Below are 22,985 nucleotides of genomic sequence, written 5' to 3'. Positions count from 1 at the left end.
CTTTCCTCACCGCGCTGCGCGCGGGTTGCGACGCTTTACTTCCGGACACCCCCCTCCTGCGACCCCGCCCCCCTCCGGTCCGGTGGCGCCCCTTTCGCCCGTGGTCGCCCTTGAGGCCGGTGGGTCCTTCCCCGTCCAGGGCCGGTGCGCGGGCGACTGGGGGACCGAGTCGAAGCGACGGCCCGGTGGGCAGCTGACCCGCACCTCGTCGGGGTCAGGACACCTTGCGGGCTGCTCGCCGGGGGGCGTCTGTCGTCGGGACGGGCCAGGCCCCGGTTTGCGGCCCGTGGGCGCGTGCGGCCCGCCGGGGCGCGTCCCTGCGGGGGATGGGGTTGGAGTCCCGGTTTCGGGGAGGCGCTGCTCCCTGCCTGCACTTGTCCATGGGCGGGGGCGAAACCGTCGCGTCGGGGGAGGGGGACGCGCAGGGGGTCGTGTCCGGGACGTAAAGCGTCGCAACTCGCGCGAAGCGCGGTGAGGAAAGCAGTCCCGGACACGACCACCGGAGCGGCACCCGGACGCCAGGCGGACAGGACCGGGCCACACCTGGTGCCCCCGGCCCCGGGCGCCGAGCGCATTGGACCGGGTGGCATCCGGCAACGCCACCCGGGCCCCGCCCGGACGCGCGGCACCCGGACGCCAGGCGGACAGGACCGGGCCACACCTGGTGCCCCCGGCCCCGGGCGCCGGGCGCATGGTCCGGGTGGCACCCGGCAACGTCACCCGGACAGGACCGGCAACGTCACCCGGCCCCGCCCGGACGCGCGGCACCCGGACGCCAGGCGGACCAATGCGCCCGGCGCCCGGGGCCGGGCGCATTGGACCGGGCCGCGCCCGGAGGCGTAAGCCGGACTCACCGGGCTTCGCCCGGTCACTCCTCGACGAGGAGGCGTTCGCGGAGTTGCGCCAGTGTCCGCGCCAGCAGACGGGAGACGTGCATCTGCGAGATGCCGACCTCCTGCGCGATCTGGGACTGGGTCATGTTCCCGAAGAACCGCAGCAGCAGAATGCGCTTCTCACGCGGCGGCAGACCCTCCAGCAGCGGCTTGAGGGACTCCCGGTACTCGACACCCTCGAGGGCCTCGTCCTCCGCGCCCAGCGTGTCCGCCACCGCGGGGGACTCGTCGTCGGTGTCGGGGACGTCCAGGGACAGCGTGGAGTACGCGTTCGCGGACTCCAGGCCCTCCAGGACTTCTTCCTCGGAGATGCCGAGACGCTCCGCCAGTTCATGCACGGTCGGGGAGCGGCCGTGCTGCTGGGAGAGCTCGGCGGTGGCCGTGGTCAGCGAGAGCCGCAGCTCCTGCAGACGGCGCGGCACGCGCACCGCCCACCCCTTGTCGCGGAAGTGACGCTTGATCTCGCCGACCACCGTCGGTGTCGCGTACGTCGAGAACTCGACGCCGCGGTCCGGGTCGAACCGGTCCACCGACTTGATCAGGCCGATCGTCGCGACCTGTGTGAGGTCGTCCAGCGGTTCGCCGCGATTGCGGAACCGCCGCGCCAGGTGCTCGACCAGCGGCAGATGCATCCGGACGAGCTGGTTCCGCAGCTCCGCCCGCTCGGGCGACCCGTCGGGCAGGCTGCGCAGGGCGATGAACATCGCCCGCGCCCTGCTGCGGTCATGGGGGTCCGGGTGCTGCCGGTGCTCGCTCATACGGTCCGCCCGCTCTGCCGAGGCCGTACGGCCCTCAGGTTCGTCCACCACCGGGTGCGGCCGCGCCTGTTGGTCAGGGATGCCGGGCGACGTGCTCAGCGCCCTCGGGCTCCGCTCCTCGTCCTCCCGCATCGAACCGTCCCCGTTTCCGTTGCTCACGCCGGCCCGGGTCCCGCGCCGCGCTGTTTGTACAGGCTGATGGCGACCGTACGGTCGTCGGCGACCGACGAGTCGACCTTGCCGGCCAGTGCGGAGAGCACCGTCCAGGCGAACGTGTCGCGCTCCGGCGCCCGGCCGTCGGTGGTGGGCGCGGAGACCGTCACCTCCAGTGAGTCGTCGACGAGCCGGAACACACAGCTCAGAACGGATCCGGGGACGGCTTGCTGCAGCAGGATCGCGCACGCCTCGTCCACCGCGATCCGCAGGTCCTCGATCTCGTCGAGGGTGAAGTCCAAGCGCGCTGCGAGGCCGGCGGTGGCCGTTCGCAGCACGGACAGGTAGGCACCCGCAGCGGGCAGCCGGACTTCCACGAAGTCCTGGGTCCCGGGCTCGCCTGCGATATGGGACACCCTCACCTCCAAGGTGGCACAAGCTCTCTCCGGGCCGGGGGCGATGGCCCGCGGCCGTGCGTTACGTGGTCGATCACGCAGCCAGGTCTGGCCTGGCGACGCTATCGCGATCCATGGTGCCGTGTCGCCAGGACCCCATGGTGATGACTGTCACTCAATGTAAGCCGATGAACACACACAGTGGCTAGTGGTCTGCGCCTGCCAATTGAGCGGATGCGGGGGATGGTTGACGTACCCAGGGCTCAGACGATCGAACCGTCCACGAAGCACCACCGCCAGGGCCGTCCCGGCTCGAAAGCGCGCATGACCGGGTGTGCGGTCTCGTGGAAGTGCGCGCTCGCGTGTCGGTGCGGCGAGGAGTCGCAGCAGCCGACGTGCCCGCACACCAGACAGAGTCGCACCTGGACGGGGTGGCTGCCGGCCACGAGACACTCCGGACAGGTGTCGGTCAGCGGTTGCGGCTCGGGGCGCGGCAGTTCGGCTATGTGCGGGCACTCGCTCATGATTGCCAGATTACGACGTAGTCGGAGCGAGGTCGGTGTGATGGGAGCATTGCCGCTGGTGGGGCTGATCGCCGTGAGCGCCGCGGTGGCCGGGGCGGCTCGCCGGACGCCGGTGCCGGCGCCTCTGCTTCTGGTGGCCGCGGGGCTGGTCGCCTCGTACGTGCCCGGCGTCCCCGACTACCACCTCGACCCGCACATCGTGCTGCCCCTGGTGCTGCCGCCGCTGCTGCACATGGCCGCCCTGGAGAGTTCGTACCTCGACCTGCGGGCCAACATCCGTCCCGTCGCGCTGCTCTCGGTCGGCTGTGTCCTGTTCGCGACGGTCGCGGTCGGCTGCCTCGCGTACCTGCTGGTGCCCGACCTGCCGCTGCCGACCGCCCTGGTGCTGGGCGCGGTGATCGCGCCCCCGGACGCCGTGGCCGCCACGGCGATCGCGCGCCGGCTCGGGCTGCCCGGCCGGATCACCACGATCCTCCAGGGCGAGTCACTGGTGAACGACGCCACCGCGATCACCGCCTTCAAGGTGGCGCTGGCCGCCGCCGTCGGCGCCGGCGCGCGCTGGGGCAGCGGCCTCGAGGAGTTCGCGCTCGCCTCGCTCGGCGGGGTGGGTGTCGGCGTGGCGCTGATGCTGCCGATCCACTGGCTGCGCAGACACCTCAAAGAGGCACTGCTGCAGAACACGCTGTTGCTTCTCATCCCGTTCATCGCCTACGCCGCCGCGGAGCAGGTGCACGCGTCCGGGGTGCTCGCGGTGGTCGTCGTCGCGCTGTACCTGGGCCATCACTCCTGGCAGGTCGATTTCGCGACCAGGCTCCCAGGAGGGAGCGGTCTGGAGGGTGGTCGCCTTCGTCCTGGAGTCCGCCGTCTTCGCGCTGATCGGCCTGCAACTGGCGTTCGTCGTGGACGAGCTGGGCGACTACGGCCTCGGCGAAGCGCTCCTGTACGCGGCCGGGGTGTTCGCCGCCGTGGTCGTGGTGCGGTTCGTCTGGGTGTACCCGGCGACGTTCCTGCCGCGCATGCTGTCCCGGCGGATCAGGGAGCGTGAGCCGGACACCGGCTGGACCGCTCCGCTGATCGTCGGCTGGGCCGGCATGCGCGCAGTCGTGTCCCTCGCCATCGCCTTCTCGGTCCCGGTGACGACACCGGACGGCGACGCCTTCCCCGCCCGCAACCTCGTCCTGTTCCTCACCTTCACGACGGTCATCGGGACGCTGGTGGTGCAGGGACTGACCCTGCCGTCGCTGATCCGCGCGCTGAGGATTCCGTGGCGCGACGTCCAGGCGGAGACGCTGGCCGAGGCGCAGGCCCAGAGCAAGGCGTCCGCGGCGGCCGAACGGCGGCTGGACGAGCTGCTCGACGACGAACGCAACAGGTTGCCGGAACCGCTGGAAGACCGGCTGCGGGCGGTGCTGGCGCGCCGCAGGAATGCCGTCTGGGAACGCCTCGGCACGGTCAACGCCGAGACGGGGGAGTCGGCGGACGACGTGTATCGGCGGCTGGCCAGGGAAATGATCTCCACCGAGCGTGACGTCTTCGTCGAGCTGCGTGACCGGCGGGAGATCGACGACGAGATGATGCGGACCCTGTTGCGCCGGCTGGACCTGGAGGAGGCGGCCGCGTACCGGGAGGAGACGGCCTGAGCCGTCACCCGGTGCGGCCGGGAGCCGCACCGTGCTCCTGGCCGGTGATGACCGCCGCGACGGTCGTCTCCGGTGCGAAGGCGCCTTCCGCTGCGAGCTCCACCAGTCCGTAGAGCATCTTGGCGACGTAGACGCGCTCCACGGGCAGCCCGTGGCGGGCCCCGAAGTCGGCCGCGAACCGGTCGAGTGCGGGCGTCGTACGGGCGTATCCGCCGAAGTGGAACCGCTCGTCCAGGGACCAGTCGCCGGCGGGGCCGCCGAAGGCCGCGTCCTGGAGGGCGCGCACCGCCCCCGCCAGGAATCCGCCCTTGAGGACCGGGAAGCCGACGGCCCGCTGCCCGGCGCCCAGGCCGGCGGCAAGCCCCGCAAGGGTGCCGCCCGTCCCGCACGCGACGGCCGCCACGTCCGCGAGACCGTGCAGTTCCCGACCGAGCTCGGCGCAACCGGTGGCGGCCGGCGCGTTGCTGCCGCCCTCGGGGACCACGTACACGTCGTCCGTCGCCGCCTGCCCGAGTATCCGATCCAGTGTCCGGGGGTCGTCCTTGGCGCGGTAGGTGGCGCGGTCGACGAACAGCAGTCGCATGCCGTCCGCGGCGCACCGGGTCAGGGAGGGGTTCAGCGGGCGTGTGGCGAGTTCGTCGCCCCGTACGACGCCGATCGTGGGGAAACCGAGCAGCCGGCCCGCGGCGGCCGTCGCGCGCAGATGGTTGGAGTAGGCGCCACCGAACGTCAGCACCGGCCGGCCGGCGGCGGCACGCAGGTTCGGGGCCAGCTTCCGCCACTTGTTGCCCGGCAGATCCGGGTGGATCAGGTCGTCGCGCTTGAGGAGCAGGCGCACCCCGTGCCGGGAGAGGCGAACGTCCTCGACCGGCTGCAGCGGTGACGGCAGCCGGGGCCGCAACACGGCGGCGGGCTCGGGGCTTCTCTGCGGCATGGGTTCATTCTGGCCGTACGTGCGAATGATTCCGGCTACTGCCCCGGGCCACGGTGATTCAGTCACACTCATTTGTGTAATAGCGTACTTACAGACTGCGATGAAAGGCTTGCTCTGCAGGTCAGCACATGATCGAGAGGGAGTCCCATGACGGTTGGTTCGGTCGGTTCCGTAGGCGAGGACGTGCGCGGGCAGTCACCGCAACAGAGTCTCGGCACCGCCGCCGCACGGAATCTCGCAACCACCACCAAGTCCGCCCCGCAGATGCAGGAGATCACCTCACGGTGGCTGCTGCGCATGCTGCCATGGGTCCAGGTCCAGGGCGGCACCTACCGGGTGAACCGCAGGCTCACCTACTCGGTCGGCGACGGGCGGGTCACCTTCGTCCAGACCGCGGATCGCGTCCAGGTGATCCCCGCGGAGCTCGGTGAGCTGCCACCGCTACGGAACTTCGGCGACGAGGCGGCGCTCGCCGAGCTCGCGCTGCGGTGCGAACAGCACGAGTTCGCGCCGGGTCAGGTGCTGGCGACCGGCGGGGAGGCGGTCGACAGGATCTTCCTCCTCGCCCATGGCAGGGTCGAGCAGGTCGGCGAGGGCCCTTACGGGGACGAGGCGGTCGTCGAGGTCCTCGCAGACGGTGCCTACTTCGGCGACCAGGCACTACTGGACGGCGACGCGGTCTGGCAGTACACGGCACGCGCCGCGACCGCCTGTACGGTCCTCGTCCTGACCAGGGCCGACGTGCTCAACCTGGCAGAACGGGCGGAGCCGCTGCGCACTCATCTGGCAAACCTGGCCGCGGTGCCACACCAGCGGACGAACAAGTACGGCGAGGCGGCGATCGACCTGTCGGCCGGCCATGTCGGTGAAGCCGTCGTGCCGCACACCTACGTGGACTACGATGCGGCGCCGCGGGAGTACGAACTGAGCGTCGCCCAGACGGTGCTGAAGGTGCACAGCCGGGTCGCGGACCTCTACAACCAGCCGATGAACCAGACCGAGCAGCAGTTGCGCCTGACCGTCGAGGCGCTGCGCGAGCGGCAGGAGCACGAGCTGGTCAACAACCGCGAGTTCGGCCTGCTGAACAACTGCGACTACGGGCAGCGGCTGCAGCCGCACGACGGTGTGCCCAGCCCCGACGACATGGACGAACTGCTCTCGCGGCGCCGCGGTTCGAAGCTCTTCCTCGCCCATCCGCGCGCCATCGCCGCATTCGGCCGCGAGTGCAACAGGCGCGGACTGGTTCCCGACAGTGTGGACGTCGCGGGCCACCACGTGCCCGCCTGGCGTGGTGTGCCCATCTTCCCGTGCAACAAGATCCCGATCTCCGAGGCCCGGACCACCTCCATCATCTGCATGCGTACCGGCGAGGAGGAGCAGGGCGTCATCGGGTTGCAGCAGAGCGGCATCCCGGACGAGATCGAGCCGAGCCTGTCGGTGCGGTTCATGGGTATCGACGAGCAGGCGATCATCTCGTACCTGGTCACGGCCTACTACTCGGCGGCGGTACTCGTCCCGGACGCGCTGGGCGTCCTGGAGAACGTGGAGGTGAGCCGCTGGCGGTGACGTGCCCTCCATGACGTGACTGCCGGGGACGCGGCGCCGCCACCGTGTCCTCGCCGCGAGAGGCGAAGCCACCATCAGGAAGGGACCGCCCAGTTGACCATGCCGGACACCGTCGAGGGCCGTGACGCCGTCGACCTCCTCGAGCGCAGCCGCAGCGCCGTCGAGCCCCAACTCCGTGCCGCCGTCGCATCGCTGCCCGCGCCCGTACGGCGGGTCGCCGGCTACCACTTCGGCTGGGAGCGGGCCGACGGCACCGAGGCCACCGGCTCCGCCGGCAAAGCCGTCAGACCGGCGCTGGTGCTCGCCGCCTGCCGGGCACTGGGCGGCGACCCGCAGCAGGCGGTGCGGGCGGCCGCCGCCGTGGAACTCGTGCACAACTTCACCCTGCTGCACGACGACGTGATCGACGAGGACCCCACCCGCAGGCACCGGCCCACCGCATGGAGTGTCTTCGGTGTCCCCGATGCCATCGTCACCGGGGACGCGATGTCGGCGCTCGCACTCGGACTGCTCGCGGGCGACCGGCATCGGGCCTCCGCGGCGGCGTCGGTGCGGCTGAGCGCGTGCGTCATCGAACTGTGCGCGGGGCAGCAGGCGGACTGCGCCCTCGAGGAACGCCCACCGCACGAGGTCACTCTGGACGAGTGCCTCGCGATGGCGACGGCCAAGACCGGGGCCCTGCTGGGCTGCGCCTGCGCGCTCGGCGCACTGTACGCGGGCGCGGGAGCGGAGGAGGTCGCGGCGATGGACGCTTTCGGGCGGGAGGCCGGCCTGGCGTTCCAGTTCATCGACGACCTCATCGGGATCTGGGGGGACCCGGAGCGGACGGGTAAACCGGCCGGCGCGGATCTCGCCGCGCGCAAGAAGTCCCTGCCGGTGGTCGCGGCCCTCTCCTCGGGCACCGCGGCCGGCGCTGAGCTGGCCGAGCTGTATCGCGGCTCGATGGACGCGGCGGCGATCCGCCGTGCCGCCGATGCCGTGGAGCGGGCAGGCGGGCGGGACTGGGCCCAGCTGCAAGCCGGGGACCGGATGTCCAGGGCGGTCGGTGAGCTGTCGCGGGCGGTCCCGGACCTGGCGGCGGCAGAGGATCTGCTGTCGCTGGCCGAGTTCGTCACTCGCCGCAACCGCTGATCGAGCCGCCGATCCTCGGTGAAAGCACTTGCGACGACCACTGTGGCCACAGCACTATGCGTGAAGTGGTCATTGCCCGGCCGTCGAACTGGACGAGGCCGTCCGCCAGACTCGCCCGGCCGTCGGCCGCCTCATCGGTCCCGACGGACAGAGGATTCAGAGTGCGAAAGCTCAGCTACTTCATCGCGGCCTCCATCGACGGTTTCATCGGGGCGCCGGACGGCGAGGCGGACTTTTTTACCAAGTTCGTGACCGGCGATTTCCTGGAGTACTTCAGGGACGAGTGCCCCGACGCCCTGCCGACCGCCGCCCGCCGCGCCCTGGGTGTCGACGACGTGCCCAACAGGAGGTACGACACGGTCATCCAGGGCCGCGCCAGCTACGACCTGGCGTTGAAGGCCGGCATCACCAGCCCCTATGCGCACCTGCGTGAATATGTGGTGTCGGCCGGCATCCAGGAGTCCCCCGACCCCAACGTGCGCATCGTCTCCGGCGACGTGGTGAGCGTGGTCCGGGAACTCAAGAAGGAAGAGGGCCTGGACATCTATCTCTGCGGGGGCGCCAATCTCGCGGGTCAGCTCATCGGCGAGGTCGACGAGCTCGTCATCAAGACCTATCCGGCCGTGCTCGGGTCCGGGATGCCCATGTTCGCGGCACCGTTCCAGATCGCCGACTTCTTCCCGGGGGCGGTGCGGACGTTCGACAACGGCGTGATCGTCAGGCAGTACAGCCGAAGGAACTGACAGGCGGGCCGAGCCGCCGGATGGGATCGTACCGGCATATTCTGGACGTATGGGCAGCACCAGAGCACCTGAACCGTCTGAGACCAGTCATGACCCGGAGCACTCGTTCACATGCCCGGAGTGCGGGCAGCCGGTGGTCGCGGTGGCGAAGCGCCACAAGACACTGGGGGCCTACGTCCCGGTGTGGAAGCCGGGCCCCTGCCGCAACCCTGACTGCCCGCTCCATGTGCCACCGGAGGCCGGGGGCGCTCCCTCCGGAAACCGGGACGGTCCCGCCGGTCGGTAGGCCGGAGCATCCTGAGGAGTGTCCGACCGGTGGCTGAGGAGGGCCCGAAGGGGGCAGTCGAGCACCGGAGGGGCACCTGGGGAGCGGCCGAGGCGGCCGTACCGCTACAGTCCGCGCATGTCATCGGAGTCTACGGAAGCCTGGGCGGGCTGGTACCGCGACCGGCAGGGCGCGGAATCGGTCACCATATCGGCGAGCGGCGGCCAACTGCGCACCAGCATCAGAGGTGTTGATTACGAAGGGGCGACCTTCGCCGCTCTCACGGCGGTGGACGCCTCGCAAGTCCTGGCCTCGTGTGTCCTGGAATGGGACATGCCGCTGCCCGTCCATGCCCCGGACGGCACGGTCCAGCAGGCCACACTCAGTTGCCTGCTGACGCTGGGCGAGCCCACTGCCGGCGACCCGCCCCTCGACCGGGCGGACCTCAACCTGACGCTCCACTACGGCGGCACGGCGTACGAGGCGGGGGTCGGGGACGGCGACTTCAACGACGCGCTCGGCCGCGTCGGCCGTCAACTGCCGCCCGGGACCAGGCTCGGACAGCGCGAGCCGGCAGGGACCTGACCGGGACCCGGGAGGCACCCGGACGCGACGGGCGCCCCGCCCGAGCACTGCGGGGCGCCCCTGACCGTGGCCGGACCGGCGTCAGGAGACCTTGGCGATCGCGGCCGCGAGCCCGTAGGCCCACAGCTGGTCGACCCGGGCGCGCTCCTGCGAGTCCGGGTAGGCGTTCTGGCAGGACGTGCCGGGGCCGCCGCCCGACATCAGCTCGCTGCACGGACCCGAATAGCGGTCCGGCAGACCGAGCACATGCCCCGTCTCATGGGCCGTGACGCGGGTGGAGTTGTACCGCTGGTTCTGCCGGTAGTCCAGGAAGATGTAGCCGCGGCCGTGCCCGTCGGTGCTGGCGTACGAGCCGCGTGGGTCGTTGCCCTCGTAGTAGGCGAAGTCGGCGCCCGAGCCCTCCACCAGCCGCACATTGCTGACCGAGCTGTTCCAGATCTGAGTGCTACGGGATATCTGGGTGCGGAAGCCGGGCGCGTTGCTCGCGTTGTAGACGACGGTCACGGCCTGCGCGCCCGGCGTGGCGGCGCGCTTCTCGGCGACCGACTTCACGACGGCGTCGAAGAAGGCGCGGGTCGCCCTCGCGTCCTGCGCGGAGCCTTCGTACGCGGCGTACGAGGCGGGCGAGGACGATGTCACCGCGGTCCCGGGGGAGTCGGCGGCGGTGGCGGGCACGGTACCGAGGGCGGCGGCGAGGCCGAGGCCGAGGGCGGCGGAGATCAACGCTCTGAGGTGACGCATGGGGGGCTCCTACTCGTCCGTTGAACGAACTTCGGTAGCCCAGAGTCTTGGTGAGGCGTGCCCCCCGGCGGATGATGCCGGCGGGGGATAGCGCAGGCGCATCCCCGGGGGGCGGACCGCGGCCTGTCCCGATCCGCCCGACCTGCCCCGACCAGGGTGTCTGGTGTGGCAGTTGGTGCGGCCCTACGCTCGCATGCATGGAGCTCGAGGTGAGGCACCTGCGTGCGCTGTGTGCCATAGCCGACACCGGCAGCGTGCACAAAGCCGCTCGGCAGCTCGGAGTCAGCCAGCCGTCCCTGACGACCCAACTGCGCCGCATCGAGAACTTCCTGGGCGCGCCGCTCTTCTCCCGGGAGCGCACCGGCTGCAGGCCGACGCCGCTCGGCCGTGCCGTACTGAGCCGCGCCCGGCCGCTCGTGGCGGAGATGAGCGCCCTCGTCGTGGAGGCGAAGGCCGCCGCGGCGGGCGCGGGAGGGCCTCTGCTGCGCATCGGCTCGACCGCGAGCCGGGCGCTCGCCGGGTGGCTGCGCCGGCTGCGCCAGCGGCTGCCCGGAACCGACATCTCACTCCATGTGGACGTGTCCGCCAACGCGCTGCTGCGGATGGTCGCCGCCGGCCAGCTCGATGTCGCCTTCGTGCACGAGGTGGAGGGATGCCCGCTGCTGGTGCCTCACGGGTTGTCGTTACGCGTACTCGTCGAGCGGGAGCCGCAGTTCATCTCCATGGCGTGCGACCACCCCGCCGCCGCGGCAGCCGTGGTGGATCTCGCCGAGCTCGCCCACGACCGCTGGATGGTCGATCCGACCGTGGACGGTGAGTGGGACGGGCTGCGCCGGGTGCTGTGCGCCGCGGGCATCGATCCCCCCGTCCTGCACGGCGACTACCACACCGCGGCCTCACTGATCGCCGTCGGCGAGGCGGTGGCCCCCTGCCAGCCGACGTCCCTGCCGCGCGACGACATGGCCGTCCGCCCGCTCAGCGGGGACCCCCTCGCCGTACGGCTGCTGCTGTTCTCCAGACCCGGGCCGTCCGCCGAGCTGCACGAGGCGGTGTACGCGGACCTGACCGCCGCGTACCGGGAGGCGGCGCTGCGGGCGGTCGAGTACCGGCAGTGGCTGATGCGCAACAAGAGCCCGCTCCTGGCGACGGCGACACCGGCCCCGCTGCCGGCGGCGTGACCCACGCGCGGAGGCGCGCCGCACGTCCCTCCTGCGCCACCGGACAGGTCCGGCGCACCGGGCCTGTGCGCCGGAAGCGGTGCGCGAGGGGGTGTACTTGGCGCACAGGACGGCGACCAGGGCCACGCCCGTGATCTTCAGCCACTCCCCTCTCCGGCGATGTTCTCGGGCGAGGCAACCACAGCCGGGGAAGCCGTCGCCCTGGCGGTGTGCCACCTCCCCACCGATCGCGGTCCGGCCGTCGCGGGAACCGCCGAACAAGATGGATGACGAGCGTGAACCACGTCACAGGCCGTCACCGATCCGTGGTCAGTTGGCTCCCCGTCGGACGACCGCGGAGGGGGAAGTCCAACAGGCCACCCACAGTGGTCTGACCTGCGCTTCACGAGCAGGGCAGGACGTGCTTGCGGCAAGAGCGGCACGATCCGCGTCGAACGCCGGCGGCTGCAGTCCGGTCTGATCGGCCCGCCGAGGACCGGCACGTCTCGGAGGACGGTCCCTGTCGGCGAGGCCGTCGTTGACGCGCTCCTCGGGCATCTCGCCGCGCGCCCCTCCAGGGAGTGGCTCTTCACGATGGAGGAGGGCGAGCCCCTCGACTACCGCCGCTGGAAGACCGAAGGGAACTGCGCCCGCAGGGCTCTCCGGGCGGCGGAGAACGAGGCGGCCGAGCGCGAGGGCCGCAAACCCGTCGAGCTGCCCACATAGTCACCCACGACCTGCGGCACTTCCACGCCTCCGCGCTCATCGCGGGCGGGGCGAGCGTCAAGCAGCGGCAGCTCGTCCTCGGACACGCGTCCGCCGTCATCATGCTGCGGATCTACGCGCACCCGTCGCCGGGGGAAGAAGACCGCACCCGGGCCGTCATGGACGCCGTGCTCGGCGGCCTGCGGACCGGGTGCGGACCGGTAGGTGGCCAGACCCGCGAAAGTGCGAGTCAGGCGGCCTAGGCTGAGATCAAGCCTTCTTGGTCTCCTAGTACTCCAGCCGTAGATCGTGATCTTGTTGGTCGTCGGGATGGTATGCAGGGCGGCACCAGGGCCTGTCGCGTAGCGTGGAAGTAAGGGAGGCGAGGGTCATGACCGGACAGATATTGACCGAGGTCAGCGCGGTCGTCCCGACTGAGCGTGAAGCGGACCTTGTCGCGGCCTACCGTGAGCTTGTCGCCCACCCTCTGCCCGAGGGGCTGATACGAACCGAGCTGCTGAGCGGGCAGGACGGGAGGTGGCGTATTCAGACGTTGTGGCGGGACCGCGCCGCCCTCGAAACTATGCGCGCGGCCCCAGACGGCCCGGCAGCACCTCGGCTCTTCCGTGAAGTGGGCGCTGACCCCGAGCTCGCGCTGTTCGACGTCAAGGTCCACCACATCGCCCCGGGCGAATAGAGCTGCTGCGAACACTGCCCTGGTCAGTACCCCAGCCGTGAAACCGCGATCTTGCTGGTGGGGGTTGGGGGCTGCGAAACGGGCACGGCCACCGCTGATCATCGGTGTGTGAAGACTAACGATCTTGCGGTGGCCGCGGGTCACAGCGTAGACCCTGCCCGGTGGCAGGAGGGGTTCGAGGTCCTGATGGCCCGGATAGCGGGCCGGTTCGCGCGGGTGGAACCCCGGCGTCGGGTACGGGACTTGGTGCTGGGGCTGCTCTGGGACCTGCCGCGCAAAGACTGCTGGAGCATCGCGGAGTGGGCTGGGGAGGCCACTCCGGACGGCATGCAGCACCTGCTTGGCCGGGCCAGGTGGGATGCGGACACCGTGCGCGATGACGTGCGTGAGTACGTGCTGGATCATCTGCGCGACGAGGGTGCGGTGCTGGTGGTCGATGAGACGGGGGATGTGAAGAAGGGCCCGCACACCGTCGGGGTCCAGCGCCAGTACACCGGCACCGCCGGGAGGATCGAGAATGCTCAGGTCGCCGTCTACCTCGTCTACGCCGGCCGACGCGGACACGCGGCGGTGGACCGTGAGCTGTACATTCCGCGCTCGTGGACGTGCGACGCGGACCGCTGCCGGGCTGCGGGACTGAATGAGGACACCGTCTTCGCGACCAAGCCGGAGCTGGCCGCCCGCATGATCGGCCGGTTCCTTGACGCCGGGCACCGCGTGGGCTGGGTCGCGGGCGACGAGGTCTACGGCGGCAACCCGAAGCTGCGCTCCGCGCTGGAAGAGCGCCAGGTCGGCTACGTGCTCGCCGTCGCCTGCTCGGCCGAAGTCACTACCGATGCCGGGAAGTTCCGCGCGGATGCCCTGGCCGTGAAGGTGCCCAAGCGGGCCTGGCAGAAGCTGTCGGCCGGGGCCGGCGCCAAGGGCCACCGCTTTTACGACTGGGCCGTCATCGACCTGGCCGAACCCCGTCCTGGCAGCCATCAGCTGCTGATCCGCCGCAATCGCACAACCGGTGAACTGGCCTACTACCGCTGCTGGTCGCCGGCTCCGGTGCCCCTGGCACGCTGGTTCGCGTCGCCGGGTCGAGATGGCGGGTGGAGGAAACCTTTCAGTCCGGAAAGGGCCTGGCCGGGCTGGACGAGCACCAACTCCGCCGCTATCCCTCGTGGGCCCGCTGGGTCACCCTGGTCATGCTCGCCCACGCCTTCCTTGCCGTCGTCCGCGCTGACGAACACGCCCGCCATCCCGCCCCGGACGGGCTGATCCCGCTGTCCTGCAACGAGATCTGCCACCTGTTCATCGCGCTCGTCGTCCGGCCCATACGCGACGCGGCCCACCGGCTTGCCTGGTCCGACTGGCGCCGCCGCCACCAGGCACGATCACGCACCAGTCACTACCGGCGGCAAGCCGCATCCCAGACATGAAGATCACGATCTACGGCTGGAGGTGTGCCACGAACACGAAGGGTGAGGGTTTGAGGTTCCCCCGAGATGCGGCGGATGGTGACAGAGGGTCAGATGGTTCTCATGAGAGGAACATCGACCATGGCTGCGCCCAGAAAGTACTCGCTGGAGTTGCGTGAGCGTGCGGTACGGATGTACCGCACGTCCGATCCGAAGCCCCAGATCAAGAAGCTCGCCGTCGATCTCGGCGTGCACCCGGAGGCCCTGCGTGGCTGGATCCGTCAGGCCGAGGCGGATGCCGGCGAGCGTGACGACCGGCTGACCACTGATGAGCGGGCCGAGCTGGCCGCGCTGCGTAAGGAGAACGTCCAGCTCAAGCGGGCGAACGAGGTTCTGCGGACAGCTTCAGCGTTTTTCGCGGCGCAACTCGACCTGACCCGGCCCAGGTGACCGCGCTCCTCGACGAGCATCCCCGCCTGGGAGTCGAGTGCGTACTACGGGAACTCCACATCGCCTCCTCCACCTACTACCGCTGGCGTCGTGCCGAGCGTGAGCCGTGCGAACGGCGCCGCCGGGACGTCGAGCTGACCGAACAGATCCGGCAGATCCACGCCGACTCCGGCGGGATCTACGGCTCGCCGCGCGTGCACGCAGCCCTCAAACGCGAGGACGTCCACGTCGGGCGCAAGCGGGTCGAGCGGTTGATGGGCGAGGCCGATCTCGCCGGGATCAGCCCGCGCCGCAAGGGCTTCACGCGTCGGGATCCGAAGGCCACGCTCGCCCCGGACCTGGTCAACCGTGACTTCACGGCACCGGCACCGAACCGGTTGTGGGTCACTGACCTGACGATGATTGCCACCGGGGAGGGGCCGTTGTGGCTCTCGGCGATCCGGGACGCGTTCTCGCGCCGGGTGGTGGCCTGGGAGACGTCCGCCCGCGCGGACGCCGACCTGGTGCTGTCCAGTCTGGGCTGCCTCTCTGGTCACCGTGAAACTGATGACTGACGAGTCGAAGTCCGCATCTGCTTTGGCTGAGGTGTCGGAGATTGATGGGTCTCTCGTGTTGGCCTACATGTATCTCAACAAGCCTGATTTGCGTGTCGAGCACCGCAGTCGAATTCACCACGGCTCAGCCGTGTTTGATGTATCGGGCAACCCGGCGAGACGCCTGAAGGGTCACTATTGGACCGACCGTGACAGCAAGGGCGAGCTGGATTTTGTGGAGCGGGACAAGAAGAATCTAGCCGATGACTTCACCGAAGCGGCCGAACTCTTTGGAGGGGCTGCATGATGCCAGGCGCGGCGAAGCCGCACAGAACAGCGGTAACCGGAACGGTTATGGCACGTTGAGGGGTAAGCATGGGGGAGCGGCTTTATATTCGACAGTTCATGTGGGCCTATCAGCCTCACTTTAGAATTTTGGTAAAGGCTCGGGCCAAGTCGACCCTTGAAGCGATCGGATTTACTGGGAATCCTGATGTGGTGCTCGTTGGTTTCAGGGCCGCCGGTGAACATGAATTTGACGTATGCATTGAGCCTGAGGATGGCCCTTACTCTCCCGATTGCCTAGGGCAGGTGAGGCGGCGAGCGGTCGAGCTTTACGATGACCATCCTGATCGCAACATGATCCACAGTGTTGCTCATGTGCATGAACAGCGCCATCGGGAGCTACGCGACAGGATGCGCGCGAATGCGCTCGAAGAAGCCTTTGAGGCAATGCCGCGAGAGCAGGGGAGGAAGTTCTTTTCGAGCGGGTCGGTCCGAGTTGATGACTATGAAGTCCATGTGGTCATCAGCATCGATAAAGCGGCTCTTAGAGATGTTCCTCAAATCAAGACCGAGGAGCGTGATCGACTCGCTGTTCATCAGTCGCTAGTGCATGCCGTAATTCGGGAGGTCCTTGGTCGTTCAGCCCGATCCCTCTTTATTCCTGATGCTGGTTCGGGTTTGTTTTTGGATGGCACGGATGAGATTGTTAGGAGTGCCACCGAAGCGATGGTCCGCTCCATGCTGTATTGCGCTGGATTCTGGTTTGGCAGTGAGAACCACTTGCTGCTGAGTGGTCTTTCCGCACTGCCGTATGAGGGGCGGCCAGGAGCGGGGCGAATTGTCATCGCCAAGCAGAATCATCCGGCTATTGAGGTATTCTTGAGGCTTAAGCACCCGGTGGAAATGCGTAATGTGCCGGCCGTGCGAAAGCTTCTGGAGGCCAGCGGATCCCAGTCGGACCTACTGTCGGATGGTGAAAGTGTCTACGGCCTTGGGGTCGTGAAGCCTGATTATGACGCTGATAGCGAAACGGTGTTTGCTGTCAGCTTCACTGCGCGAGGCGTTTGGGAGTTTTCGCACGCGGGTGAAGTGCTACTGACGATGCGTGACGGTGTCCCGCATTTGCCAGCGCGTGTACTGGATGAAGAGTACTTCGAAGATCTCCTGAATCGCTTCTTCCCTGAAGCCGATCATGATGCCCTACGCGAGGCCGCGCTAGCCGCAGGTAAGCATAGGCACGGGGCGATGCTTATTATTTCGGGCGATGCTGCGGGCGAAGCTGAACGCCTATCGCCACAGTCGTGGTCTATTGAGCCGACTCGGCTAACGTCTGAGCTATTGACACAGCTGACAGACATGGATGGTGCGGTGCTCGTTGACCCACGAGGTCGGTGTCATGCTATCGGTGTAATTCTCGATGGCACTGCCCATGGCCGGGGTGATCCAGCTCGCGGCAGTCGATTTAACAATGCCATTCGGTATCTCGACAGTGATCGGCCTCCGACGATTGTCGTTGTCTACAGCTCGGACGGCGTAATTAACATCCTGCCGCAACTACATCCACGTATCGAGAAGCAGATCGTGATCGATGCCGTTGAGCGCTATCTTGCTGCTGCTTCGGCGGAGTCGCTCAATCTTAAAGGGTGTAACGAGGCTTGGGATGCAGTAAAATCGTTGTGTTTCTACTTGTCGAGTGCCCAGTGCGAAGCACTGAATCGCGCCCGAGCGCGAGTGGATGAGTGGGAAGAACGGAATCGCACCTTGCGAATTATCAAGTCGGATCTGCAGTCGGATTCAGATATGAACGATTCATACTGGCTATGACCGTGTCAAGGTGTGCGAGTGCCCTAGATTAGGACTGCGGCCGTCCATTGCTAATCCATGCTCTGTTGAGAACAGGATCGGTGCCTTGTCAGGATTCGGGTTCCATTGAAGCGAAGGGAGGCTCTGGCAGCTGGTCGGGTCGCAGCTGACCTTCTAGTGCCAGCCGTTGAGGGAGACCTCCGGGCCTCCCGTGAGGTATCGGTGAAGGGCGCTAGAAGTAGTGCCGACGAAATTGTCGGGCACCGCGTCTGCGTCGACCCAGCGGACTTCGGAGTGCTTGCGAGGTTCGCGGTTCTCGGGTTCGCCGGTCCATTCGTGGGCGGCGAAGACGACCGTGAGGAAACCGTTGGGGGCTTCGACGCCCCACGCGCCGTGGATGATGTGGGCGACCTTGAGGGACTCGGGCTTCACTGTAAGGCCCGTCTCCTCGTAGAGCTCGCGGACCGCGGTTTCGGTGATGGGCTCGCCCGGCTCGCTCTTGCCGACCGGGAGGTCCCACATTCCCTGGGCGAACTTGGCGTTCTCGCTGCGCTGGAGGAGGACGACGCGGTTGGTAGCCGTGTCGTGGACGATGACGGCGGCGACCAGCAGGGTCATCGATTCGAGCGCCGGCTTCAGGGCCTTGGGCTGGTCGTCGGTCTGCTGGGTCACGGTGTTCCCTTCGTCGGGCGGGTTGTTGGGCATGTTAGGCGAGGGCTTCGCGGGCGCGGCGGGCCAGATCGGCGGCCCCGGGAACGCGGCGGCGCTGGTAGACCGCGAGGGTGGAGCGGATCGAGGTGATCGCCTTGCGCGTGCGGTCGGAGGTCATGCCTTCCATGAGGACCAGGGCCTGGGTCCAGGCGGCGACGGCTTCGTCGGCGCGGGCCTGGGCGGCGAGGCTGTCGCCGAGGTCGGCGTGGGCGAGGGCGTGGACGCGCTTGTACTTCGCAGGGTCCCAGCGAGTGAGAGCGTCCCGGTGCTGCTGCTCGGTACCGATGTGGTCGGCGAGATCGGTCAGCGTGCGGGCGGTGTGGCTGGCCACGGTGCCGGCGGCCGGGCCGCTTACACGGGAGTAGCTGGGCTGGAGGCCGTCGTCCCGTAGGAGGGCGTCTTCGGCTGCGAGCAGGGCGCGTGCGGCCGACGGGTTCTCGTCGGTGCCTGCGTAGGCGCGGGCGTGGGTGATGTGGAGGAGGGCCTCGGTCTGGCCGTCGACGTGGCCGAGACCTGTGCGTAGGGCGCCTTCGACGAGGTCGACGCAGTGGTGGGGCTGCTTGAGGCTGAGGGCCTGGTGGGCGAGGGCGCGCATCATCCAGGCGGCGTGGCCGTGGGGGTCGGCTTCGCAGGCGAGCTTGTAGCCGACCTGGTAGTAGCGCTGGGCGGCGCCTTCCTGGCCGAGGTCGTGGTGCTTCCACCCTGCGAGGTAGGCGAGTTCGGCGACGGCGCCGAAGGCGGCCCGGCGTAAGGCTTCGTTGGGGAAGCGTCCGTGCAGCGTGGGGGCGGCGGTGTCGGCGAGGTACGCGGTGACGGTGGTCAGTCCGTGCCCGCCGCCGAGGCGCTCGTCGGCGGCGCTGAAGGCCGCGGTGATCTGCCGTACGACGTCCACGTCCTCTGCGCCGACCACGGACGTGCCGGTGCGGGCGCGGAGCATGCGGGCAGTGGCTTCGTGGTCGTATCCGAGCGGCATGGCGACACCGGCGGTGGTGAAGGCCGCGATGGCGAGGAAGCGGCGGCGCTCGACGTCGGCGCGGCCCAGGTCGGTGGCGGCGAGGACGGGGTCGGATTCCGCCGGCGCTTCGTCATCGCTGGCCTGGAGGCCGATCTCGGTCCGGGTGACCGTGCGCCCCGCTCGGCGGGACAGCGCCTCGGCCAGGTACTGACCTACCCGGCCCGACGGGGCGCGGGTGCCGTTCACCCAGTGCGAGATGGCCGACTTGTTGGTCTGGAGGATCTCGCCGTTCTCGGCCGCGATGCGCCGCACGTCCCTGGCGAGGGCCTCGTAGGTGCAGTCGACCGCCGCGATGACGTCGCGCAGACGGGAGTTGGGTTCTCTCGGCGCCGCCACGATCGCCTCCACTCCGGAGCTGTAAACCGCGTATACCGCTTCAACTGCCTTCCACCGTACCCACTCAGCGTGACCACCGGTTCACTTATCAGCAGCCGCCCGGAACGGCGCGACCGTGATCCAGGCTCCCCCTTGGTCCGGGCGGCACCCCGAAGTTCCGTACGCCCACACCAGGCTCGGGCATTCCTGTGCCCGAACCCGGCCAATCAGAGACGGAGACACGGTGACCACCATCGACACCACGGCCATCACGGTCGAGCTGCCCGAGGCGTTCGACCCGCGCTGGAGCCGCCTGCCCGGCATCCAGGTCGACGGCCGGCGCATCACCATCGACCCGGCCGAGTATTTTTTCCGCTTCGAGTCGAACACCTGGCTCGTCGCCGACTGGGAGCTGGTCAAGTCCCAGCTCCTGGACAAGGACGAGACGACCGAGAGCGCGGTCGAGCAGCTCGCGCTCGACTTCATCAAGCAGCACAGCGAGTCCACGTCCGACGCGGCCCGCGTCCTGGCCACCGCGTACGAGGTGTACGCGTACCTCTTCCGCGACGAGCAGCTGGCCGGCCTCGGTCTGCCGCAGATCACCGCCGAGCACCTGCGGATGCTCCGCGAGGCGGCCACGCTCATGGCGCTCAACAAGGTCGAGCTCGACGGGCACATCTCCAACGTCGGCCCGTGCTGGTTCTTCCCCGCTGCCACCTCCGTCGTCTTCGACCTGGGCGACGAGGTGGGCGGGATGCTCGACGAGGTCTACCACGGCGGCTGGTTCAACGAGCACCGCCGCATCGAGTCCATCAAGGCCCACGCCGCCCTCGGCGGCCGGCTCGTGCACGGCTGCCAGTCCGTGCCGGACCAGTCCGGCGGCGTGGTCGCGCCCTACGGTGCCTCGATGGCGAACTTCCGCGACGACCTCGCCGCGTTCAAGGCGGGCTGGATCGAGCAGGTCTACGCCCACCGCGTGAACCCCGCCGCGTAACCCACCCGATCAGGCTCCGGGGCGGGCGGGCATCCCTCGCCCGCCCCGGACGCCACCACCCATCCCCGGAGCCCCCGCATGACCACGAACCCCAGCGCCGAAGTCCTCGACAACCTGCTCACCATGACCGGCCAGGCCACCGCCGTACGGGAGGAGGTCCGCGTGTGGTCAATGTCCGGCGTCGAGCGCGTGACCTTCCCCGACGGCTCCACGGCCATCTTCAAGTACGCCAAGAAGCCCTTCGACAGCGAGGACCAGGCCCTCCGCCTGGCCCACACCCTCGGCGTACCCGTCCCCCAGGTCCACGCCTCCGCCGTCCTGAACGGCTGGCTCGGCATGCTCATGGAGGACCTCGGACCGTCCATCCGCGAGGCCGACGACCTCGACGGCGTCGCCGCGGCCGTGATCCTGCACGGCACCCGTACGGCTCCGCCCTTGCCCGTACTCGACCAGAACCGGCTGCGGACGCTGCCGACCAGGGCGCTTGAGCATCTCGAACGGCTGCGCAAGGCCGATCGGTGGCAGGACGCCGACGACGTCGAGGACGCGCTTGACAGGATCGCCCAGGCCGCCGAGGCCCGCTCGGCCGGAGCGACGCTGGAACCGTTCGGCTGGGTGCACTCCGAGTTCCACCCCACCAGCCTCCACATCGGCGAGCGCGGGTGGCGGCTGCTCGACTTCGCCCGCGCCTTCACCGGCCCCGGCCTGCTCGACCTCGCCAGCTGGCACGGCACCATCGAACCCCCGCACCTCGTGCGCCTGCGCGTCTTTCTGGAGCAGTACGTCACCGCCGGCGGCACCCCCGACGCCCTCGCCCCGCGCGGTGGGCTCACCGCCGAGAACTGGGCCCTGGGCTGGCACCGCATGTGGGCCGTCGAGTGGTTCATGGAGCAGTCCATCCGCTGGATCGACGACCCGGCCACCGACCCCGCCTACTTCAAGGCCGTCCGCCGCCACCTCACCGACGTCCTCCACCTCCTGGAGATCTGACGTGCTCGCCCAGGCATCCCCCTGGCACGCCCACGCCCTCCAACGCACCGTCACCGGACTCGCCGAACCCCTCTCCGTACCCGCCCGGATGGAATGGACCACGAGACCCGGCCAAGGTCCCGGAGCCGAGATCCTCGGCTCCGACCTGCGCGGCAAGCGACTCCTGGAACTCGGCTGCGGCCCCGGCCACAACGCCTCCCACCTCGCCACCCGCCACGGAGCCCGCGTCACCGGCGTCGACCTGGTCGGCCTCCAGGTCCGCCGGGCCCGCTCGCACTACGGACGGCTGAACAACCTCACCTTCGTCGCCGGCCACGCCCTGCACTACCTGTACGCGTCCGACGAGCAGTTCGACGCGATCTACTCCGTATTCGGCGCCGTCGGCCTCGTCGCCCCCGAGCTCCTGTTGCCGGCCGTGGCCCAGCGCCTCACGCCCGGCCGGGTGCTCGTCTTCTCTGTCCCTCACCCGCAGCGCGGCGGCCGAAGCCCCTCGGGCGACGACCGGCCCCGCCGCGACCACGTCACTCTTCCCGATCGAACCCGCCTACCCATCGCCCGCTGGGAGTTCTCCACGGACCGCTGGGAGAAGCACCTCAGCAGGGCGGGCTTCTGGCTCACCTCGGCACAGGAGTTCCACGACGCCCGCATGGGCCACTGGCCCACCACCATGCTGATCCGCGCTCGCAAGCTCTGACCGCCGCCTTCTCTCCGGCCCCTGGAGGACCAATGCGCCCGCCGTACCTGCTCCTCGACGTTGACGGCGTCCTCATACCCTTCCCCGACGCGGATGGGACCACCCCAGCCACACACGCTCGCCACGACGTCGTCCCCGCCGGCCGCAGCGCCGACAACCCGGTCACGGTCTGGCTCAACCCCGACCACGGCCGCCTGCTCATGGACGTCGTCCGCACCGGCTTGGTCACCCCGGTCTGGTGCACGAGCTGGCGCCAGGACGCCACCACCCTCATCGGGCCCCTCCTGGGCCTCCCGACGCTGCCGTACATCGATCTCCCACGTCCGCAGATCACCACCAGCCACCCCAACGGCTACCTGTGGAAGCGCGATCACGTCGACGCCTGGCTGGGCGACGCCCCCGCCGTCTGGATCGATGACGACTTCACCGGTCTCGACCATGAATGGGCGGTGGAGCGCACTGCGAAGGGAACGGCGACCATCCTCATTCAGCCCGAGCCGCACCTCGGGCTGCAGCCCGAGCACCTGACCGAGGTCACGACGTGGGCCTCGCAGTTGCCCGCAGCCCACGCCGCCTGACGACTGATGCCCTCGCTGCCACGAGCAGCGAGGGCATCAGCCTGATGAGCATGGTGCCCCACTCGACCAAGACGTGCGGAAGGTCGGCTGAGTACGGACGCGGTCACCCACGACCTGCGGCACTTCCACGCCTCCGCGCTCATCGCCGGTGGCGCGAGCGTCAAGCAGCGGCAGCTCGTCCTCGGGCACGCGTCCGCCGTCATCATGCTGCGGATCTACGCGCACCTGTCGCCGGGGGAAGAAGACCGCACCCGGGCCGTCATGGACGCCGAGCTCGGCGGCCCAGACGGGCCCGGGGCGGGCCGGGGGGTGGGCCGACCCCCCGAA

23 protein-coding genes and 4 pseudogenes are annotated in these 22,985 nt (G+C 69.3%); 20 read left to right on the top strand and 7 right to left on the bottom strand.

Annotation, left to right across the window (positions count from 1 at the left end; translation table 11 throughout):
- Positions 1 to 868: 868 nt before the first annotated feature.
- The 3 genes from AB0903_RS05380 to AB0903_RS05370 all read right to left on the bottom strand — a co-directional run bounded on the left by AB0903_RS05380 (position 869) and on the right by AB0903_RS05370 (position 2,723).
- Positions 869 to 1,783: an RNA polymerase sigma factor SigF gene (locus AB0903_RS05380; protein WP_366699233.1), complete on the bottom strand. Its 915-nt coding sequence runs from the start codon at positions 1,781 to 1,783 to the stop codon at positions 869 to 871.
- A 23-nt stretch (positions 1,784 to 1,806) separates the two neighbouring features.
- Entirely contained in the window at positions 1,807 to 2,220 is a 414-nt protein-coding gene (locus AB0903_RS05375; protein WP_005312080.1) for a hypothetical protein, read from the bottom strand.
- 242 nt (positions 2,221 to 2,462) lie between these two features.
- On the bottom strand, positions 2,463 to 2,723 hold the full coding sequence (locus AB0903_RS05370) for a UBP-type zinc finger domain-containing protein (protein ID WP_366699208.1): 261 nt from the start codon (positions 2,721 to 2,723) through the stop codon (positions 2,463 to 2,465).
- Between the two features lie 40 nt (positions 2,724 to 2,763).
- On the opposite strand from AB0903_RS05370, the pseudogene AB0903_RS05365 reads away from it, so the two are divergent.
- A pseudogene (locus tag AB0903_RS05365) lies at positions 2,764 to 4,363 on the top strand (Na+/H+ antiporter).
- Between the two features lie 4 nt (positions 4,364 to 4,367).
- Here AB0903_RS05365 and AB0903_RS05360 read toward each other — a convergent pair.
- Positions 4,368 to 5,297 carry a pyridoxal-phosphate dependent enzyme gene (locus tag AB0903_RS05360; protein ID WP_366699206.1) on the bottom strand — a complete coding sequence of 310 codons (930 nt, stop codon included), beginning with the start codon at positions 5,295 to 5,297 and terminating at the stop codon, positions 4,368 to 4,370.
- Positions 5,298 to 5,444: 147 nt separating this feature from the next.
- On the opposite strand from AB0903_RS05360, the gene AB0903_RS05355 reads away from it, so the two are divergent.
- From AB0903_RS05355 to AB0903_RS05335, 5 genes are all read left to right on the top strand, one after another.
- Entirely contained in the window at positions 5,445 to 6,863 is a 1,419-nt protein-coding gene (locus AB0903_RS05355) for a family 2B encapsulin nanocompartment shell protein (RefSeq protein ID WP_366699204.1), read from the top strand.
- A 99-nt stretch (positions 6,864 to 6,962) separates the two neighbouring features.
- Entirely contained in the window at positions 6,963 to 7,994 is a 1,032-nt protein-coding gene (locus AB0903_RS05350; RefSeq protein ID WP_366699231.1) for a family 2 encapsulin nanocompartment cargo protein polyprenyl transferase, read from the top strand.
- 161 nt (positions 7,995 to 8,155) lie between these two features.
- Positions 8,156 to 8,737 (top strand): dihydrofolate reductase family protein, encoded by a 582-nt coding sequence (locus tag AB0903_RS05345; protein ID WP_366699202.1) that lies wholly within the window; start codon positions 8,156 to 8,158, stop codon positions 8,735 to 8,737.
- A 49-nt stretch (positions 8,738 to 8,786) separates the two neighbouring features.
- A complete protein-coding gene (locus AB0903_RS05340) occupies positions 8,787 to 9,023 on the top strand; it encodes a hypothetical protein (protein ID WP_366699200.1) in 237 nt (78 codons plus the stop codon).
- A gap of 117 nt (positions 9,024 to 9,140) precedes the next feature.
- Positions 9,141 to 9,587: a DUF6304 family protein gene (locus AB0903_RS05335; protein ID WP_366699198.1), complete on the top strand. Its 447-nt coding sequence runs from the start codon at positions 9,141 to 9,143 to the stop codon at positions 9,585 to 9,587.
- An 81-nt stretch (positions 9,588 to 9,668) separates the two neighbouring features.
- Here the strand turns inward: AB0903_RS05335 and snpA are convergent, their stop codons facing one another.
- Positions 9,669 to 10,328, bottom strand: coding sequence for a snapalysin (snpA, locus tag AB0903_RS05330; protein ID WP_366699196.1), 660 nt, complete (start codon positions 10,326 to 10,328; stop codon positions 9,669 to 9,671).
- Positions 10,329 to 10,525: 197 nt separating this feature from the next.
- Between snpA and AB0903_RS05325 the strand changes: the two genes are divergently transcribed.
- The 9 genes and pseudogenes from AB0903_RS05325 to AB0903_RS05285 all read left to right on the top strand — a co-directional run bounded on the left by AB0903_RS05325 (position 10,526) and on the right by AB0903_RS05285 (position 17,382).
- Positions 10,526 to 11,506: a LysR family transcriptional regulator gene (locus AB0903_RS05325; protein WP_366699194.1), complete on the top strand. Its 981-nt coding sequence runs from the start codon at positions 10,526 to 10,528 to the stop codon at positions 11,504 to 11,506.
- 159 nt (positions 11,507 to 11,665) lie between these two features.
- Positions 11,666 to 11,776 (top strand): DUF6193 family natural product biosynthesis protein, encoded by a 111-nt coding sequence (locus tag AB0903_RS05320; RefSeq protein ID WP_366699192.1) that lies wholly within the window; start codon positions 11,666 to 11,668, stop codon positions 11,774 to 11,776.
- A 141-nt stretch (positions 11,777 to 11,917) separates the two neighbouring features.
- Positions 11,918 to 12,453: pseudogene (locus AB0903_RS05315) on the top strand (tyrosine-type recombinase/integrase); the annotation flags it as partial.
- A gap of 128 nt (positions 12,454 to 12,581) precedes the next feature.
- On the top strand, positions 12,582 to 12,887 hold the full coding sequence (locus AB0903_RS05310) for a hypothetical protein (RefSeq protein ID WP_366699190.1): 306 nt from the start codon (positions 12,582 to 12,584) through the stop codon (positions 12,885 to 12,887).
- Between the two features lie 186 nt (positions 12,888 to 13,073).
- A pseudogene (locus AB0903_RS05305) lies at positions 13,074 to 14,311 on the top strand (IS701 family transposase).
- Between the two features lie 120 nt (positions 14,312 to 14,431).
- The gene (locus AB0903_RS05300; RefSeq protein ID WP_366699188.1) at positions 14,432 to 14,740 is read left to right on the top strand and encodes a transposase; all 309 of its coding nucleotides are present in this window, start codon (positions 14,432 to 14,434) and stop codon (positions 14,738 to 14,740) included.
- Positions 14,737 to 15,294: an IS3 family transposase gene (locus AB0903_RS05295; RefSeq protein WP_366699186.1), complete on the top strand. Its 558-nt coding sequence runs from the start codon at positions 14,737 to 14,739 to the stop codon at positions 15,292 to 15,294. Before AB0903_RS05300 ends, AB0903_RS05295 begins: the two co-directional genes overlap by 4 nt.
- Positions 15,287 to 15,580, top strand: coding sequence for a hypothetical protein (locus AB0903_RS05290; protein WP_366699184.1), 294 nt, complete (start codon positions 15,287 to 15,289; stop codon positions 15,578 to 15,580). Before AB0903_RS05295 ends, AB0903_RS05290 begins: the two co-directional genes overlap by 8 nt.
- Positions 15,581 to 15,648: 68 nt before the next feature.
- On the top strand, positions 15,649 to 17,382 hold the full coding sequence (locus tag AB0903_RS05285) for a diadenylate cyclase (RefSeq protein ID WP_366699182.1): 1,734 nt from the start codon (positions 15,649 to 15,651) through the stop codon (positions 17,380 to 17,382).
- A gap of 153 nt (positions 17,383 to 17,535) precedes the next feature.
- On the opposite strand, the gene AB0903_RS05280 is transcribed toward AB0903_RS05285, so the two are convergent.
- Together AB0903_RS05280 and AB0903_RS05275 are read right to left on the bottom strand one after the other, a co-directional pair.
- Complete coding sequence (locus tag AB0903_RS05280; protein ID WP_366699180.1) at positions 17,536 to 18,066, bottom strand: NUDIX domain-containing protein; 531 nt, start codon at positions 18,064 to 18,066, stop codon at positions 17,536 to 17,538.
- Between the two features lies 1 nt (position 18,067).
- Positions 18,068 to 19,423, bottom strand: coding sequence for a tetratricopeptide repeat protein (locus AB0903_RS05275; RefSeq protein ID WP_366699178.1), 1,356 nt, complete (start codon positions 19,421 to 19,423; stop codon positions 18,068 to 18,070).
- Between the two features lie 223 nt (positions 19,424 to 19,646).
- On the opposite strand from AB0903_RS05275, the gene AB0903_RS05270 reads away from it, so the two are divergent.
- From AB0903_RS05270 to AB0903_RS05250, 5 genes and pseudogenes are all read left to right on the top strand, one after another.
- Complete coding sequence (locus tag AB0903_RS05270; RefSeq protein WP_366699176.1) at positions 19,647 to 20,396, top strand: hypothetical protein; 750 nt, start codon at positions 19,647 to 19,649, stop codon at positions 20,394 to 20,396.
- A gap of 78 nt (positions 20,397 to 20,474) precedes the next feature.
- Entirely contained in the window at positions 20,475 to 21,386 is a 912-nt protein-coding gene (locus AB0903_RS05265) for an aminoglycoside phosphotransferase family protein (RefSeq protein WP_366699175.1), read from the top strand.
- A 1-nt stretch (position 21,387) separates the two neighbouring features.
- Positions 21,388 to 22,080, top strand: coding sequence for a class I SAM-dependent methyltransferase (locus AB0903_RS05260; protein ID WP_366699173.1), 693 nt, complete (start codon positions 21,388 to 21,390; stop codon positions 22,078 to 22,080).
- A 32-nt stretch (positions 22,081 to 22,112) separates the two neighbouring features.
- Positions 22,113 to 22,658, top strand: coding sequence for an HAD domain-containing protein (locus tag AB0903_RS05255; RefSeq protein ID WP_366699171.1), 546 nt, complete (start codon positions 22,113 to 22,115; stop codon positions 22,656 to 22,658).
- A 102-nt stretch (positions 22,659 to 22,760) separates the two neighbouring features.
- A pseudogene (locus AB0903_RS05250) lies at positions 22,761 to 22,985 on the top strand (tyrosine-type recombinase/integrase); the annotation flags it as partial.

It is taken from the genome of Streptomyces sp. NPDC048389, from assembly GCF_040706335.1.
Taxonomy (GTDB): domain Bacteria; phylum Actinomycetota; class Actinomycetes; order Streptomycetales; family Streptomycetaceae; genus Streptomyces.
This window is presented reverse-complemented; position numbering and strand designations above follow the sequence as displayed.

Bases quoted from the DNA above. Each gene is read 5' to 3' on its own strand.
- AB0903_RS05265 (WP_366699175.1), top strand. From the start codon at position 20,475: ATGACCACGAACCCCAGCGCCGAAGTCCTCGACAACCTGCTCACCATG.
- AB0903_RS05335 (WP_366699198.1), top strand. From the start codon at position 9,141: ATGTCATCGGAGTCTACGGAAGCCTGGGCGGGCTGGTACCGCGACCGG.
- AB0903_RS05285 (WP_366699182.1), top strand. From the start codon at position 15,649: ATGGGGGAGCGGCTTTATATTCGACAGTTCATGTGGGCCTATCAGCCT.
- AB0903_RS05380 (WP_366699233.1), bottom strand. From the start codon at position 1,783: ATGCGGGAGGACGAGGAGCGGAGCCCGAGGGCGCTGAGCACGTCGCCC.
- AB0903_RS05360 (WP_366699206.1), bottom strand. From the start codon at position 5,297: ATGCCGCAGAGAAGCCCCGAGCCCGCCGCCGTGTTGCGGCCCCGGCTG.
- AB0903_RS05280 (WP_366699180.1), bottom strand. From the start codon at position 18,066: ATGCCCAACAACCCGCCCGACGAAGGGAACACCGTGACCCAGCAGACC.
- snpA (WP_366699196.1), bottom strand. From the start codon at position 10,328: ATGCGTCACCTCAGAGCGTTGATCTCCGCCGCCCTCGGCCTCGGCCTC.
- AB0903_RS05290 (WP_366699184.1), top strand. From the start codon at position 15,287: ATGACTGACGAGTCGAAGTCCGCATCTGCTTTGGCTGAGGTGTCGGAG.
- AB0903_RS05370 (WP_366699208.1), bottom strand. From the start codon at position 2,723: ATGAGCGAGTGCCCGCACATAGCCGAACTGCCGCGCCCCGAGCCGCAA.
- AB0903_RS05350 (WP_366699231.1), top strand. From the start codon at position 6,963: ATGCCGGACACCGTCGAGGGCCGTGACGCCGTCGACCTCCTCGAGCGC.
- AB0903_RS05310 (WP_366699190.1), top strand. From the start codon at position 12,582: ATGACCGGACAGATATTGACCGAGGTCAGCGCGGTCGTCCCGACTGAG.
- AB0903_RS05300 (WP_366699188.1), top strand. From the start codon at position 14,432: ATGGCTGCGCCCAGAAAGTACTCGCTGGAGTTGCGTGAGCGTGCGGTA.
- AB0903_RS05325 (WP_366699194.1), top strand. From the start codon at position 10,526: ATGGAGCTCGAGGTGAGGCACCTGCGTGCGCTGTGTGCCATAGCCGAC.
- AB0903_RS05320 (WP_366699192.1), top strand. From the start codon at position 11,666: ATGTTCTCGGGCGAGGCAACCACAGCCGGGGAAGCCGTCGCCCTGGCG.
- AB0903_RS05255 (WP_366699171.1), top strand. From the start codon at position 22,113: ATGCGCCCGCCGTACCTGCTCCTCGACGTTGACGGCGTCCTCATACCC.
- AB0903_RS05340 (WP_366699200.1), top strand. From the start codon at position 8,787: ATGGGCAGCACCAGAGCACCTGAACCGTCTGAGACCAGTCATGACCCG.
- AB0903_RS05355 (WP_366699204.1), top strand. From the start codon at position 5,445: ATGACGGTTGGTTCGGTCGGTTCCGTAGGCGAGGACGTGCGCGGGCAG.